The following is a 13,120-nucleotide window of genomic DNA, read 5'->3' as shown; positions in this document are numbered from 1 at the left end:
CGCGCGCCCGCGCACATCGAACAACGGCGACAAGGGGTGGCAGTGGCGGAGGACGACGCGGCGTTGCTCGCCCGGCACGTCGCCGGCGACCCGGAGGCCTTCGGCCTGCTGGTGAACCGCCACCGCGACCGGCTCTGGGCGGTCGCCCTGCGCACCCTCGGCGACCGCGAGGAGGCCGCCGACGCCCTCCAGGACGCCTTGGTCTCCGCCTTCCGGGCCGCCGCCGGCTTCCAGGGACGCTCTGCCGTCACCACCTGGCTGCACCGGATCGTGGTCAACGCCTGTCTGGACCGCGCCCGGCGCAGCGCCACCCGCCGCACCACCCCGCTGGACGACGACCCCCAGCGGCTGGACACCCTGGTCGGCTCCGCCGAACCGGCCGACTCGCCGGTGGTCCGGGCCGAGGTGCACCGCGAACTGACCGCGGCGCTCGCCGAGCTGCCCCCCGAGCAGCGGGCCGCACTGGTCCTGGTCGACATGCAGGGCTACCCCGTGGCCGAGGCCGCCGAGCTGCTGGGCGTCCCGGTGGGCACGGTGAAGAGCCGCTGCGCGCGCGGCCGGGCCCGGCTGCTCCCGCTGGTCCGTCACCTGCGCGAGACGGACGGCGGGACCGGCGGCGGATCCGGTGTTCCACGTGGAACACCGGGGCGCGGCGCGCCGGGACGCGGGACACCCGGGCGGGAGACACCGAACGCCCCCGGCGCGGCCCCGCCGTCGCGCCGGGACGCGCAGGGGAACCCGACGGGCCCCCGCACCGTCACAGGGACAGGCCCGAACACCGGCCGGACGATGCTGGAAGGAGACGCGAGCACGCGATGACCGCCCCCCTCTCCTCCCTCGAACCCGCCGACGCCCACCCCTCCGTCGAGGAGCTCGCCGACCTCACCGAGGGTCTGGTCGAGCCCGCCGAGGCCGCCGAGGCGCTGCGCCGGCACCTGGACGGCTGCGCCGAGTGCCGGGAGACCGCCGACGCGCTGGCCGAGGTGCAGACGCTGCTCGGCGCCGTCGAGCCCGAGCCGATGCCCGCCGACGTCGCCGCTCGGCTGGACGCCGCCCTGGCGGAAGCCGCCCGCGCCGAGAGCACCCCTGCCGAGGACGCCCTCGCCGAGGGCTCCAGCCGCCCCCAGGAGGCCGCCGGGACCGACCGCCGGACGGTCACCCCGGCCCCGTCCGCGCGGACCGCTGCGGCACCCTCCGCGCCCCCGTCCCGCCCCGCCTCGGCCACCGGCCCCGGCCGCCCCCGCCCGCGCCGACGGCGGGCCGGTCTGCTGCTCGGCGCGGCCGCCGTGCTGGCCGCCCTCGGGCTCGGCGGGGCACTGCTGGTGAACTCCTCCGCCCCGGACCACCCCGCGGTCACCGCGGGCGCCCCGGCGGGCACCTCCGCCGCCGACCAGAGCGCCCGCACCCCCCGCAGCAGCGGCCCGGTCACCGTCTACCAGGAGGACCGACTGGCCGCCCAGGTGCAACAGTTGCTGACCCGCTCCGGCACCGCTCCCGGGCTGCGCGCGACCGGGCCCGCCAAGTCCGACGCCGCGGCGCCCGCCGAGGGCGTCCGGCCGGAGCCCGACACCTCGGCCGCCCCGAACGCCGCCGCCTCTCCCCCTGCTCCCGCCCAGCCCTCGCCGGCCACCTGTCCGGCCCCCGCCCCGGGCACCCCGCTGGCCACCGACCGGGGCAGCTTCCAGGGCGTCCCGGTCGACGTCCTGGTCTACCCCGCTCCCGGCCGACCCGGGTTCGTGGACGTCTATCTGCGCTCCCCCGGCTGCGGCCCGGTCGTGCTGCAGCGGACCGTCCCCCGGGGCTGACCAGACGTTCCCAGCCGTCGCGAGTCCGTTCCCATGCGATCGACGACCAGGACGCCACGCCGCTCCCACACTGCGGGCGCCTGGTACTGATCAACCTGGGAATGCGAGAGACTGGTCAGCCGTTGTCCCGGGCGGCGGAGCAGGACCGCCCTCCCCGCAGCAAACGCGGGTCGCGATGCGAACCAGGAGAAGCAGTGAGCGACGTCCGTAACGTGATCATCATCGGTTCCGGCCCGGCCGGGTACACCTCCGCGCTCTACACGGCCCGTGCCTCCCTCAAGCCGCTGGTCTTCGAGGGGGCCGTCACCGCCGGTGGCGCGCTGATGAACACCACCGAGGTCGAGAACTTCCCGGGCTTCCGGGACGGCATCATGGGCCCCGAGCTGATGGACAACATGCGGGCGCAGGCCGAGCGCTTCGGCGCCGAGCTGGTCCCGGACGACATCGTCGCGGTCGACCTCACCGGTGACATCAAGACAGTCACCGACTCCGAGGGCAATGTGCACAAGGCCCGCGCCGTGATCGTCACCACCGGCTCCCAGCACCGCAAGCTGGGCCTGCCGAACGAGGACAAGCTCTCCGGCCGCGGCGTCTCCTGGTGCGCGACCTGCGACGGCTTCTTCTTCCGCGACCAGGACATCGCGGTGGTCGGCGGCGGCGACACCGCCCTGGAGGAGGCGACCTTCCTCTCCCGCTTCGCGAAGAGCGTCACGATCATCCACCGCCGGGACACCCTGCGCGCCTCCAAGGCGATGCAGGAGCGCGCCTTCGCCGACCCGAAGATCCGCTTCGAGTGGGACAGCGCGGTGGAGGCCATCCACGGCGACCCGAAGCTGACCGGCGTCACCCTGCGCGACACCACCACCGGCGAGACCCGCGAGCTGGACGTCACCGGCCTGTTCATCGCGATCGGCCACGACCCGCGCACCGACCTCTTCAAGGGCCAGCTGGACCTCGACGCCGAGGGCTACCTCAAGGTCGAGTCCCCCTCGACCCGGACCAACATCGAGGGCGTGTTCGGCGCCGGCGACGTCGTGGACCACACCTACCGCCAGGCCATCACCGCCGCCGGCACCGGCTGCTCCGCCGCGCTGGACGCCGAGCGCTACCTGGCCGCGCTGGACGACCTGGAGTCCAAGGCCGCCGCCGTGGCGGTCTGACCCCCTCGCCACCGACCGAACCCCCGCGGGGGGTGTTCCACGTGAAACACCCCCCGCCCCGGCCAGGCAGAAACAGAACGGGCCCGTCCGTTGTTTTCCTGGCAGCCCCCTCCGTCCGAACCCGAGGAGTTCCCGTGGCCGGCGCCACCACTACCGTCACCGACGCGACGTTCAAGTCCGACGTCCTGGAGAGCGACAAGCCCGTTCTGGTCGACTTCTGGGCCACCTGGTGCGGCCCGTGCCGCCAGGTCGCCCCGATCCTGGAGGAGATCGCGGCGGAGCACGGCGAGAAGCTGACCGTGGCCAAGCTCGACGTGGACGCCAACCAGGTGACCGCCGCCGAGTACAACGTCATCTCGATCCCGACCCTGATCCTCTACAAGGACGGCCAGCCGGTGAAGCAGATCACCGGTGCGCGGCCGAAGGCCGCGCTGCTGCGCGAGCTGGACGGCCTGTTCTAGATCCACCGGTCACCGACCGAACGGCGGCGGGGCTCCCCACTCGGGGAGCCCCGCCGCCGTCGTTCTGCCACGGCCCCCGGATCAGCCGCTCAGAACGGCCGCAGTGCCGGCTCCTTGCGCCCGCCGCCGAGCAGCCGCTCCAGCGCAACCTCCACATCGCCCCGCCAGGACAACGTGGTCCGCGCCTCCAGCCGCAACCGCGGGTAGCGGTGGTGCGGCCGTACGGTCTTGAAGCCGACCGCGAGCAGGTGGTCGGCCGGCAGCACGCAGCTGGTCGGCACCCGACCCGCCGAGCCGAAGGCCTCGATCGCCCGCACCCCGCGCCCGAGCAGGTCCTTGGCCACCGTCTGCACCAGCACCCGGCCGAGCCCCTGTCGCTGGTAGCCCGGTAGCACTCGGCTGACCATCAGCTGAACGGCGTCCGGCGAGACCGGGCTGGTCGGGAAGGACTGCGAGCGGGGAACGTAGGCGGGCGGTGCGTAGAGCACGAAACCGGCGGGCTGGTCGTCCACGTAGACGATCCGGCCGCAGGAGCCCCATTCCAGCAGCACCGCGGAGATCCACCCCTCCTTCTCCAGCTCCGGCTTCCCGGACTCCACCGCCTCCTTCGCGCTGACCGGGTCCAGCTCCCAGAACACGCAGGAGCGGCAGTCGGTCGGCAGATCCACGAGGTTGTCCAGCGTCAGCGGAGCTATCCGGCGTCCCATGGCCCGTACCTCCTCCCTTTCACGGTCGAGCATTCCCCCGCGAACGCCGATGGGTGCATGTTTCACGTGAAACAGCGCTCACGTGGAACATGCACCCATCGGGTCGTTGCCCTCGGCCGGCTCAGCCCTGCGACAGCCGCAGACCGTCCTCACCCGGAGCCATGCTGTCCAGGATCCGGTTGAGGTCCTCCACCGAGCCGAACTCCAGCACCACCTTGCCCTTGCCCAGCTTGCCGCCGCGCTGCGACACCTCGACCTTGACCCGGGTGTCGAAGCGGTCCGAGAGCCGGGTCGCCAGGTCGTTGAAGGCCGGGGACATCAGTTTGCCCGCCTTGGGTGCCTGGCGCTTGGGCTTCTGCTCGGCGCTCATCAGCTTGGCGATCTCCTCGGTGGTCCGCACCGAGAGGCCCTCAGCGATGATCCGCTTGGCCAGCTCCTCCTGCTGGTCCGCGTCCGGGATGCCCACCAGCGCCTTGGCGTGGCCGGCGGTCAGCACCCCGGCGGCGACCCGCCGCTGGACGGACGGCGGGAGCTTCAGCAGCCGCAGGGTGTTGGAGACGTGCGGGCGCGAGCGACCGATCCGGTCCGCCAGCTCGTCATGGGTGCAGGAGAAGTCCCGCAGCAGCTGGTCGTAGGCGGCCGCCTCCTCCAGCGGGTTCAGCTCGGCCCGGTGCAGGTTCTCCAGGAGGGCGTCCAGCAGCAGCTTGTCATCCTCGGTGGCCCGGACGATCGCGGGGATCCGCTCCAGCCCGGCTTCCCGGGAGGCGCGCCAGCGGCGCTCGCCCATGATCAGCTCGTAGCGCTCGGCCTCGACCTGACGCACCACGATCGGCTGGAGCAGCCCGACCTCCTTGATGGAGGCGACCAGCTCGGCCAGCTTGTCCGCGTCGAAGACCTCACGCGGCTGACGCGGGTTGGGGGTGATCGCGTCCAGCGGCAGCTCGGCGAACCGGGCCCCGGCGACCTCGGCCAGCTCGGCCGCGCGGTCGGCCTTCTCCCGCAGGCTCTCGGCGCCGGCCCGGGCCGCCACCGTTCCCCGGCCGGACGGCAGCACCGGCACCGCGGTCGGCGAGACCGTCCCGGCCCCGGAGGGCTCCAGCACCACCGAGGCCGATGCGGGCGTGGCCGCCGCGGGCTGTCCCGTCGCTCCGCCGACCGCCGGCGGAGCCGACGGGAGCAGTGCCCCGAGACCCTTCCCCAGACCCCTGCGACCACTCACCGATTACCCTCCGTCGTACCGTACTGTGCCACCGGGGCGCCGTGCCCCTGCTGGCCGTCCCGCTGCTGGCCCACCCGCGAACCGCCCTGGACCACCGCACGCAGCGCGAGCTCGCGAGCGGCCTCCAGGTACGAGAGCGCCCCGGTCGAACCCGGGTCGTAGGTGAGCACCGTCTGCCCGTAGCTGGGCGCCTCCGAGATGCGCACCGAGCGCGGGATCGCCGTGCTCAGGACCTCGTTCTGGAAGTGGGTCCGGACCTCCTCGGCGACCTGCGCGGCCAGCCGGGTCCGGGCGTCGTACATGGTGAGCAGGATGGTCGAGACGTGCAGCGCGGGGTTGAGGTGCGCGCGCACCAGCTCGACGTTGCGCAGCAGCTGGCCGAGGCCCTCCAGCGCGTAGTACTCGCACTGGATCGGGATCAGCACCTCCTGGCCGGCCACCAGGGCGTTGACCGTCAGCAGGCCCAGCGAGGGCGGACAGTCGATCAGGATGTAGTCCAGCGGCTGCTCGTAGGCGGCGATCGCGCGCTGCAGTCGGCTCTCCCGGGCCACCAGCGAGACCAGCTCGATCTCGGCGCCGGCCAGGTCGATCGTCGCGGGGACGCAGAACAGCCCCTCGACGTCCACGACCGGCTGGACCACGTCGGCCAGGGGCTTGCCCTCGACCAGAACGTCGTAGATGGAGGGCACCTCGGCGTGGTGGTCGATACCGAGCGCGGTGGAGGCGTTCCCCTGCGGGTCGAGGTCGACCACCAGGACGCGCAGCCCGTGCATCGCGAGCGAGGCGGCCATGTTCACGGTGGTGGTGGTCTTGCCCACCCCACCCTTCTGGTTGGCGACCACGATCACCCGGGTATTGGCGGGCCGGGGTAGCCCTTCCCCCGCTCGACCGATCGCCTGAACCGCAGCCTGAGCGGCCCGTGCGATGGGCGTGTCATCGATCTGGTCGATGGTCTCCGAGTCCTGCATGGGGGTCAGTGTTTCACGTGAAACCGCAGCGGCAACAGTCGCCGCCCGGTCACGGCCGAGGATTCCCGAGAGCAAGGAGCGACGTTTCACGTGAAACACCATGCCCGCTATGCCGGAAATCTGACGTTGCGACACTCCGGTTTTCCGGCGTCGGCCCGGCCGTCACCTGAACGACGACGGGCGGACGGTTCCCCCGTTCAGGAGGACCGTCCGCCCGTTCTGCCGCGTGTCCGACGCCCACTGGGCCTCAACGGCCGCGGCGCCGCCCGCCCCGGCCGCGCTCGCCGCCCTTGGCGCTGGCGCTGGCGCTGGCGCTGGCGTTGGCGTTGCGGCCGGCCCGGGCCACCTTGGCCCGCCGCGTCGCGGCCTTCACACCGCCGGGGCTCTCCCCCGCCTTGACCTGGACTACCCGGGTCGAGGTCTCCAGGGTGCCCTCGCCGACCGAGATGACGCTCCACTCGACCGCGCCCAGCTTGGCCAGCCCGGCGCGCGAGTCGGCCAGCTCCTGCTCGGCGCTGTCGCCCTTGAGGGCCAGCATCTGTCCGTGCGGACGCAGCAGCGGCATCCCCCAGCCGGCCAGCCGGTCCAGCGGCGCCACCGCGCGGGCGGTCACCACGTCCACCGCGAGCTTGCCGACCATCTCCTCGGCGCGACCGCGCAGCACCGTGACGTTCTCCAGCCCCAGCTCCCGGACGACCTCCTCCAGGAAGGTGGTCCGACGCAGCAGCGGCTCCAGCAGGGTCACCGAGACGTCCGGACGGGCCAGCGCCACCGGGATGCCGGGCAGGCCGGCACCGGAGCCGACGTCACACAGGGTGGAGCCGGTCGGCAGCAGCTCGGCCAGCACCGCGCAGTTGAGCACATGGCGGTCCCACAGCCGGGGCACCTCGCGCGGCCCGATCAGCCCGCGCTTGACCCCTGCGGTGGCCAGCAGCTCGGTGTAGCGGACGGCGGCGTCGAAGCGGCCGCCGAAGACCTCCCGGGCGGCGGCCGGCGCCTCGGCCAGCACGTCCAGCTCGGGTGCCTCGGCCGCCCGCCCCTCAACGTCCGGATCCACGTCCGCCCCCGGACGGCCGGCGGCCGTGTTCTCCGTGTCCATCTCGACCTCTCCGATCCCCGGATCCACCGACCCGCTCAACGCACTGTTTCACGTGAAACATCCCGGAAGGGACGACGACCCCGCCCGCACGAGGCGGACGGGGTCGCGTCCGGTGAAGCTCACCGGCCGCCGGAGCGGCCGGTCGTCGACCGTCGGCCTCAGGCCGGCAGCACGACCACACACCGCTGGGGCTCTTCGCCCTCGGACTCGCTCCGCAGACCGGCGGCCGCGACCGCGTCGTGGACGACCTTGCGCTCGAAGGGCGTCATCGGCTGCAGCTTGACCTGCTCGCCGGTGCTCTTGGCCTGCTCCGCGGCCTTGGCACCGAGGACGGCCAGTTCCTCACGCTTGCGGGCCCGGAAGCCGGCAATGTCCAGCATGAGGCGGCTGCGCTCGCCGGTCTCTCGGTGGACAGCCAACCGGGTCAGCTCCTGCAGGGCCTCCAGCACCTCGCCGTCCTGGCCGACCAGGCGCTGCAGCGCGCGGTCGTTGCCGTCGCTGACGATGGAGACCAGGGCGCGGTCGCCCTCGACGTCCATGTCGATGTCACCGTCGAGGTCCGCGATGTCGAGCAGACCCTCCAGGTAGTCCGCCGCGATGTCGCCCTCCTGCTCCAGGCGGGAGATGAGGTTCTCGTCGGCGCTGGCGGCGGCCTCGGCCTCGACGGCGGAGGTGGTGCCTTCCGTCACTGATGGACTCCTTCGGAGTTGGGCCCGTCTGGCGGGCCGGGAACGAAGCTCTACGGGGCTGCCGCAACAGGCCAGGGGCCGGTCAGGACTTCTTCTTCGGTCGCTGACCGCCACGCTTGGGCTGCTGCCGGGTCCCCTGCCTGGTGCCGGCGGGCTTGGCCGCGGTCTGCTTGGCGGCCGTCGGCTCGGGGCCGGACTCGGCCGGAACGGCGTCGCTCGACTGCTCAGAGTGGGCGTCCTGGGCGTCCTCGGCCGCCGGCGAGCCGGCACCGCCGTGCTGGCGCTGGGCCTTGGTCTGCCGACGGGGCTGCTGGCGGCTCGCCCGAACCGACTCCTCGACCACGGCCGCCGCGGAGGCCGCCTCGCTGATGGCCGCCTTGGACGGGGGCAGCAGGCCCCAGAGCGCACCCTTGATCTCCGTACCGTCCGCACGCAGCCGGCCGGCCTTCTTCAACCGCACCTGGCGCTCCTCGAAGGCCTTGCTGCCCGGGGTCGGGTTGTTGCGGATGACGATCAGCTGCTGGCCCATCGACCAGACGTTGGTGGTCAGCCAGTAGACCAGGACACCGACCGGGAAGTTGATGCCCATCACGGCGAACATGACCGGGAAGACGTACATCAGCATCTTCTGCTGCTGCATGAACGGCGTCTTCACCGTGAGGTCGACGTTCTTGGTCATCAGCTGGCGCTGGGTGATGAACTGCGACAGCGACATCAGGATGATCATCACCGCAGTGACGATCTTGACGCTGGTCTCACCGCTGCTGACGAAGGTCGCGGACAGCGGGGCGCCGAGAATGTGCGCCTTGCCGGCGCTCACCAGCAGGTCGCCGTGGATCACACCGATCGGCTTGCCCTTGGCGACCGAGGCCAGCACGCCGTAGAGGGCGGTGAAGAACGGGGCCTGCACGATGATGGGAAGGCAGCTGGAGAACGGGTTGGTACCCGCCTCCTTGTACAGCTTCATCATCTCTTCGGACTGGCGCTGCCGGTCGTTCTTGTAGCGCTCCTGGATGGCCTTCATCTTCGGCTGGATCGCCTGCATGGCCCGGGTCGCCTTGATCTGCTTCACGAAGAGCGGGATCAGGCAGATCCGGATGACGACGACCATCGAGGCGATGGACAGGCCCCAGGCCCAGCCACCGTCGGGATTGAAGACGTGGCTGTACAGCGAGTGGAACTGGACGATGATCCAGGACACCGCCGTGTAGAGGGGACTCAGAAAACCGAAGGTCACCGGTCAGACTCCTTGGGCATCGGGCTTCGCCACCGGCTCCGGCTCGGCGGTCCCGCTCTTGGGGCTCAGCAGATCGCGCAGCCGGCGGTGCCACACCGGGTGCTTGCGCGGCGGTACATGGTCCACCCCGCCAGGCGACCAGGGGTTACAGCGCAGGATGCGCCACATGGTCAGTCCGCCGCCCTTGACCGCTCCGTGCACCTTCACGGCCTCGTAGCCGTAGTGCGAGCAGGAGGGGTAATAGCGGCAGACCGGACCGAGCAGTGGGCTGATCGTCCACTGGTAGACCCTGATCAGGCCCATCAGCAGGTACTTCATCGCCCTGCTCCCGTCGGCGCCGTGGCGGCGGGCTCGGCCCTCAGCAACCGCTTCAGCGCCGCATCAAGATCACGTTCAAGATCCTGGTACGAGGCGGTCGCGGCCTGGGGTAGCGCACGCACCACTATCAGGCTACCGGCGGGCAGCCTGAACAGACGATCACGAACGAGATGGCGCAACCGGCGCTTGACCAGGTTGCGAACGACCGCCGGGCCAACGGCCTTGCTCACGACGAAACCCGCACGCGCCGAAGGAGTCCCCTCGGCGACGTGCGGGCGGGAGTCGCTGGTCCGGTCGGTCTGCCCCTGGGGGTCGGCCTCTCTGCTGAGATGGACGACCAGAAGGGGCCGGCCGGCCCGGCGACCGCGTTTCACCGCGGTCGCGAAGTCCTGGCGCCGCCGCAGCCGATTCTCGGAGGGCAGCACAACAGACTCTGTCGTGGATCAGGCGGACAGGCTGGCGCGGCCCTTGCCACGGCGGGCAGCCAGGATGGCGCGGCCGGCGCGGGTACGCATACGCAGCCGGAAGCCGTGGGTCTTCGCGCGACGACGGTTGTTCGGCTGGAAGGTGCGCTTGCTCACTCGGGGGCTCCTGAGGTGAATCGTAGGATGACGGGGAGTCGCTTGGCCGTCACCGTGCGTCCGCGTGATCTCCCCTGATTCGGAAATCCGGCCCATCGCCCCAGTTCGGCTGGGGTCTGAGGCAATCCACGGCGCCCGTGCTGCGCGCCTTATGGAGCGGGTGGACCCGCGGACATGCGGCAGCGGCCATCGACAACTCGACCTGGTTACGGTACGCGGGACGGGGTGTGAGGGTCAAACCAGCCGCCCGGGGCGTGTTTACCCACAGCCTGTGGACAACGACTTGATCCGTCTCTGTTCGCTGACTACCGTTGCAGGACTTGTCTGGTTTGTTCTTGGAAAGCGTGCACCAGTGGCTGATGTCAACAGCGACCTCGTCCCGGTCTGGGCGAGGGTCGTCGAGCGGCTGGTCAACGACCCCGATATCGGCGAGATGGACAAGCAGTGGGTGCAGCGCACCCAGCCCATGTGGATGATGCACGACACCGCCCTGCTGGCGACCCCGAACGAGCGGGCCAAGCAGGTGCTGGAGGGCCGACTGCTTCCGCAGCTGACCGACGCCCTCAGCCGCGAACTCAACCGACCGGTCCGGATCGCCGTGATGGTCGACGCCAACGCCGTGCCCACCACCCCCGCGCCCGCCGCCCAGGCCCCCTCCGAGCCGTACCCCGGCCCGGCCGAGGAGGACTCCGGCGGCTACGGCGGCCCGGGATACCAGCAGCCCTACGAGCAGGACTACGAGCGTCCCCGCTACGACACCGGCGGCTACGAGCAGCGCCCGGCGCCGTACGGCGGCCAGCCGGCCCAGCCCTGGCCCGGCTACCAGGAATCCGGCTACCAGGAACCGCAGCAGCCCTATCGCGAGCCGGATGAGCCCGCGCCCCGCCAGGCGCCGCGGCCCCTGCCCAGCTCGCCCTCGACCACCCAGGGCGACCTGTTCGGCGGCGCCTACGGCCCCGGCCCGGGCGAGCAGCCCCGCACCGGTGCCGGGCGCCGGGCGCACGGTACCCGGCCCACCGGCGGCCGGCCGGCCGAGAAGGCCGGCCCGGAGCGCGCCACCGACCGCCCCGCCGTCCCTGGGGTGCCCGCCCCGCCCGGCGCTCCTCCGGCCGGCGGCTCCCGCAAGGACGAGCCGGCCGCCCGGCTGAACCCCAAGTACCTCTTCGACACCTTCGTCATCGGCGCCAGCAACCGCTTCGCGCACGCGGCGGCGGTGGCGGTCGCCGAGGCCCCGGCCAAGGCGTACAACCCGCTCTTCATCTACGGCGAGTCCGGGCTGGGCAAGACCCACCTGCTGCACGCCATCGGGCACTACTCGCGCAGCCTCTTCCCGGGCACCCGGGTGCGCTACGTGTCCTCGGAGGAGTTCACCAACGAGTTCATCAACTCGATCCGGGACGGCAAGGCGGACACCTTCCGCCGCCGCTACCGGGACATGGACATCCTGCTCGTGGACGACGTCCAGTTCCTCGCGAGCAAGGAGTCCACGCAGGAGGAGTTCTTCCACACCTTCAACACCCTGCACAACGCGAACAAGCAGATCGTCCTCTCCTCGGACCGGCCGCCCAAGCTGCTGACCACGCTGGAGGACCGGCTGCGCAACCGCTTCGAGTGGGGTCTGATCACCGACGTCACCCCGCCGGAGCTGGAGACCCGGATCGCGATCCTGCGCAAGAAGGCGATCCAGGAGCAACTCAACGCCCCCGCCGACGTGTTGGAGTTCATCGCGTCCAGGATCACCCGCAACATCCGGGAGTTGGAGGGCGCGCTGATCCGGGTCACCGCCTTCGCCAACCTCAACCGGGCACCGGTGGACCTGGAGTTGGCCGGGATCGTCCTCAAGGACCTGATCCCGGGCGGGGACGAGGACGCCGGCCCGGAGATCACCGCGCAGGTCATCATGCAGCAGACCGCCGCGTACTTCGGCCTGGGTGTGGACGACCTCTGCGGGTCCTCGCGCAGCCGGGTGCTGGTGACGGCCCGGCAGATCGCCATGTACCTGTGCCGGGAGCTCACCGACCTGTCGCTGCCGAAGATCGGCGCGCAGTTCGGCGGCCGCGACCACACCACGGTGATGCATGCGGACCGCAAGATCCGCTCGCTGATGGCCGAGCGGCGCTCGATCTACAACCAGGTCACCGAACTCACCAACCGCATCAAGAGCTAGCGCCCGTCCACAGGCGGGCCGGGCAGACCCACAGAGGGCGTCAGGAGCGATCCTGACGCCCTCTTCGCCTATCCACAGGTGTTGACCGGGCCGCGGCTGGGCAGGGATCCCGTCGACGGACGTTCCGCCAGTCCACAGCCGGCGCCGAACAACTGACCGGTGATTCGAAACCCGGGAGCGCGCAAGGCCGTTGTCCACAGGACCGGCCCCTTCCGCACAGTCCACAGGCTGAGGAGTCCGAAGTTATCCAGAATTCGTCCACAGGGCCGTCGCCGCTACGCTCTTCGGCGCAGGTCAGATGCCTGGGGACTTGTGCACAACTGTTATCCACAGGCTGTGGACAATTGACAGGCCGCCAGTGGGCCATCCGGGTTATCCACCGGTTGTCCCCAGGACCAGGGCGGTTATCCCCAGGTTGTCCACAGCTGGGTCCACAGTTCGACAACCGTGAACCACCGTTCACGCCCTGGTGTGAAAGGCGTCACGAAAAGTTGACCGGTGCCCGTGGATAACCGGGCCCGGATCTGGGGACAGTCCTGGGGATAACCTGTGGATACCCTGCGTGCCCTGTGGGTAACGCTCGGCTGTCCACAGCGCGGCCTGCCCGTCCACAGCCGCCGTCCACACCCACTGTGGACAAAAATCGGGCGTTGACCTGCGGAAACGGGGTTATCCACGGTTTCCACAGGCCCTACTACTACCGCTACAC

The 13,120-nt window shown here is 71.3% G+C and carries 14 protein-coding genes; 5 read left to right on the top strand and 9 right to left on the bottom strand.

Annotated features, from left to right (window positions below):
• The first annotated feature begins 36 nt into the window (after window positions 1-36).
• From sigM to trxA, 4 genes are all read left to right on the top strand, one after another.
• Window positions 37-819: an RNA polymerase sigma factor SigM gene (gene sigM, locus ACH4E7_RS03625; RefSeq protein ID WP_396247342.1), complete on the top strand. Its 783-nt coding sequence runs from the start codon at window positions 37-39 to the stop codon at window positions 817-819.
• Window positions 816-1,805 carry a hypothetical protein gene (locus ACH4E7_RS03620; protein ID WP_396247341.1) on the top strand — a complete coding sequence of 330 codons (990 nt, stop codon included), beginning with the start codon at window positions 816-818 and terminating at the stop codon, window positions 1,803-1,805. Before sigM ends, ACH4E7_RS03620 begins: the two co-directional genes overlap by 4 nt.
• A 194-nt stretch (window positions 1,806-1,999) precedes the next feature.
• Window positions 2,000-2,965 (top strand): thioredoxin-disulfide reductase, encoded by a 966-nt coding sequence (gene trxB / locus ACH4E7_RS03615; protein WP_355668913.1) that lies wholly within the window; start codon window positions 2,000-2,002, stop codon window positions 2,963-2,965.
• A gap of 134 nt (window positions 2,966-3,099) precedes the next feature.
• Window positions 3,100-3,426, top strand: coding sequence for a thioredoxin (gene trxA, locus ACH4E7_RS03610; protein WP_396247340.1), 327 nt, complete (start codon window positions 3,100-3,102; stop codon window positions 3,424-3,426).
• An 89-nt stretch (window positions 3,427-3,515) separates the two neighbouring features.
• Here trxA and ACH4E7_RS03605 read toward each other — a convergent pair whose 3' ends face one another.
• The 9 genes from ACH4E7_RS03605 to rpmH form a co-directional block, all read right to left on the bottom strand.
• Window positions 3,516-4,133 carry a GNAT family N-acetyltransferase gene (locus ACH4E7_RS03605; RefSeq protein ID WP_396247339.1) on the bottom strand — a complete coding sequence of 206 codons (618 nt, stop codon included), beginning with the start codon at window positions 4,131-4,133 and terminating at the stop codon, window positions 3,516-3,518.
• Window positions 4,134-4,254: 121 nt separating this feature from the next.
• A complete protein-coding gene (locus tag ACH4E7_RS03600; protein ID WP_396247338.1) occupies window positions 4,255-5,352 on the bottom strand; it encodes a ParB/RepB/Spo0J family partition protein in 1,098 nt (365 codons plus the stop codon).
• Window positions 5,349-6,293 (bottom strand): ParA family protein, encoded by a 945-nt coding sequence (locus ACH4E7_RS03595; RefSeq protein WP_396247571.1) that lies wholly within the window; start codon window positions 6,291-6,293, stop codon window positions 5,349-5,351. The genes ACH4E7_RS03600 and ACH4E7_RS03595 overlap by 4 nt, the downstream gene beginning before the upstream one ends.
• A gap of 274 nt (window positions 6,294-6,567) precedes the next feature.
• Window positions 6,568-7,419 carry a 16S rRNA (guanine(527)-N(7))-methyltransferase RsmG gene (gene rsmG / locus ACH4E7_RS03590; RefSeq protein WP_396247337.1) on the bottom strand — a complete coding sequence of 284 codons (852 nt, stop codon included), beginning with the start codon at window positions 7,417-7,419 and terminating at the stop codon, window positions 6,568-6,570.
• A gap of 158 nt (window positions 7,420-7,577) precedes the next feature.
• The gene (locus ACH4E7_RS03585) at window positions 7,578-8,108 is read right to left on the bottom strand and encodes a protein jag (RefSeq protein WP_396247336.1); all 531 of its coding nucleotides are present in this window, start codon (window positions 8,106-8,108) and stop codon (window positions 7,578-7,580) included.
• Between the two features lie 82 nt (window positions 8,109-8,190).
• Entirely contained in the window at window positions 8,191-9,345 is a 1,155-nt protein-coding gene (gene yidC / locus ACH4E7_RS03580) for a membrane protein insertase YidC (protein WP_396247335.1), read from the bottom strand.
• Between the two features lie 3 nt (window positions 9,346-9,348).
• On the bottom strand, window positions 9,349-9,663 hold the full coding sequence (gene yidD, locus ACH4E7_RS03575) for a membrane protein insertion efficiency factor YidD (protein ID WP_396247334.1): 315 nt from the start codon (window positions 9,661-9,663) through the stop codon (window positions 9,349-9,351).
• Window positions 9,660-10,088, bottom strand: coding sequence for a ribonuclease P protein component (rnpA, locus tag ACH4E7_RS03570; protein ID WP_396247333.1), 429 nt, complete (start codon window positions 10,086-10,088; stop codon window positions 9,660-9,662). The genes yidD and rnpA overlap by 4 nt, the downstream gene beginning before the upstream one ends.
• Before the next feature lie 18 nt (window positions 10,089-10,106).
• Window positions 10,107-10,244, bottom strand: coding sequence for a 50S ribosomal protein L34 (rpmH, locus tag ACH4E7_RS03565; RefSeq protein WP_030059672.1), 138 nt, complete (start codon window positions 10,242-10,244; stop codon window positions 10,107-10,109).
• Window positions 10,245-10,596: 352 nt separating this feature from the next.
• Between rpmH and dnaA the strand changes: the two genes are divergently transcribed.
• Window positions 10,597-12,411: a chromosomal replication initiator protein DnaA gene (dnaA, locus tag ACH4E7_RS03560; RefSeq protein ID WP_396247332.1), complete on the top strand. Its 1,815-nt coding sequence runs from the start codon at window positions 10,597-10,599 to the stop codon at window positions 12,409-12,411.
• Window positions 12,412-13,120 lie beyond the last annotated feature (709 nt).

The sequence above is a fragment of the Kitasatospora sp. NPDC018058 genome, assembly GCF_044327205.1.
Taxonomy (GTDB): Bacteria; Actinomycetota; Actinomycetes; order Streptomycetales; family Streptomycetaceae; genus Kitasatospora.
The sequence above is the reverse complement of the archived record's forward strand: the minus strand, read 5'-3'. Positions and strand labels throughout refer to the sequence as shown.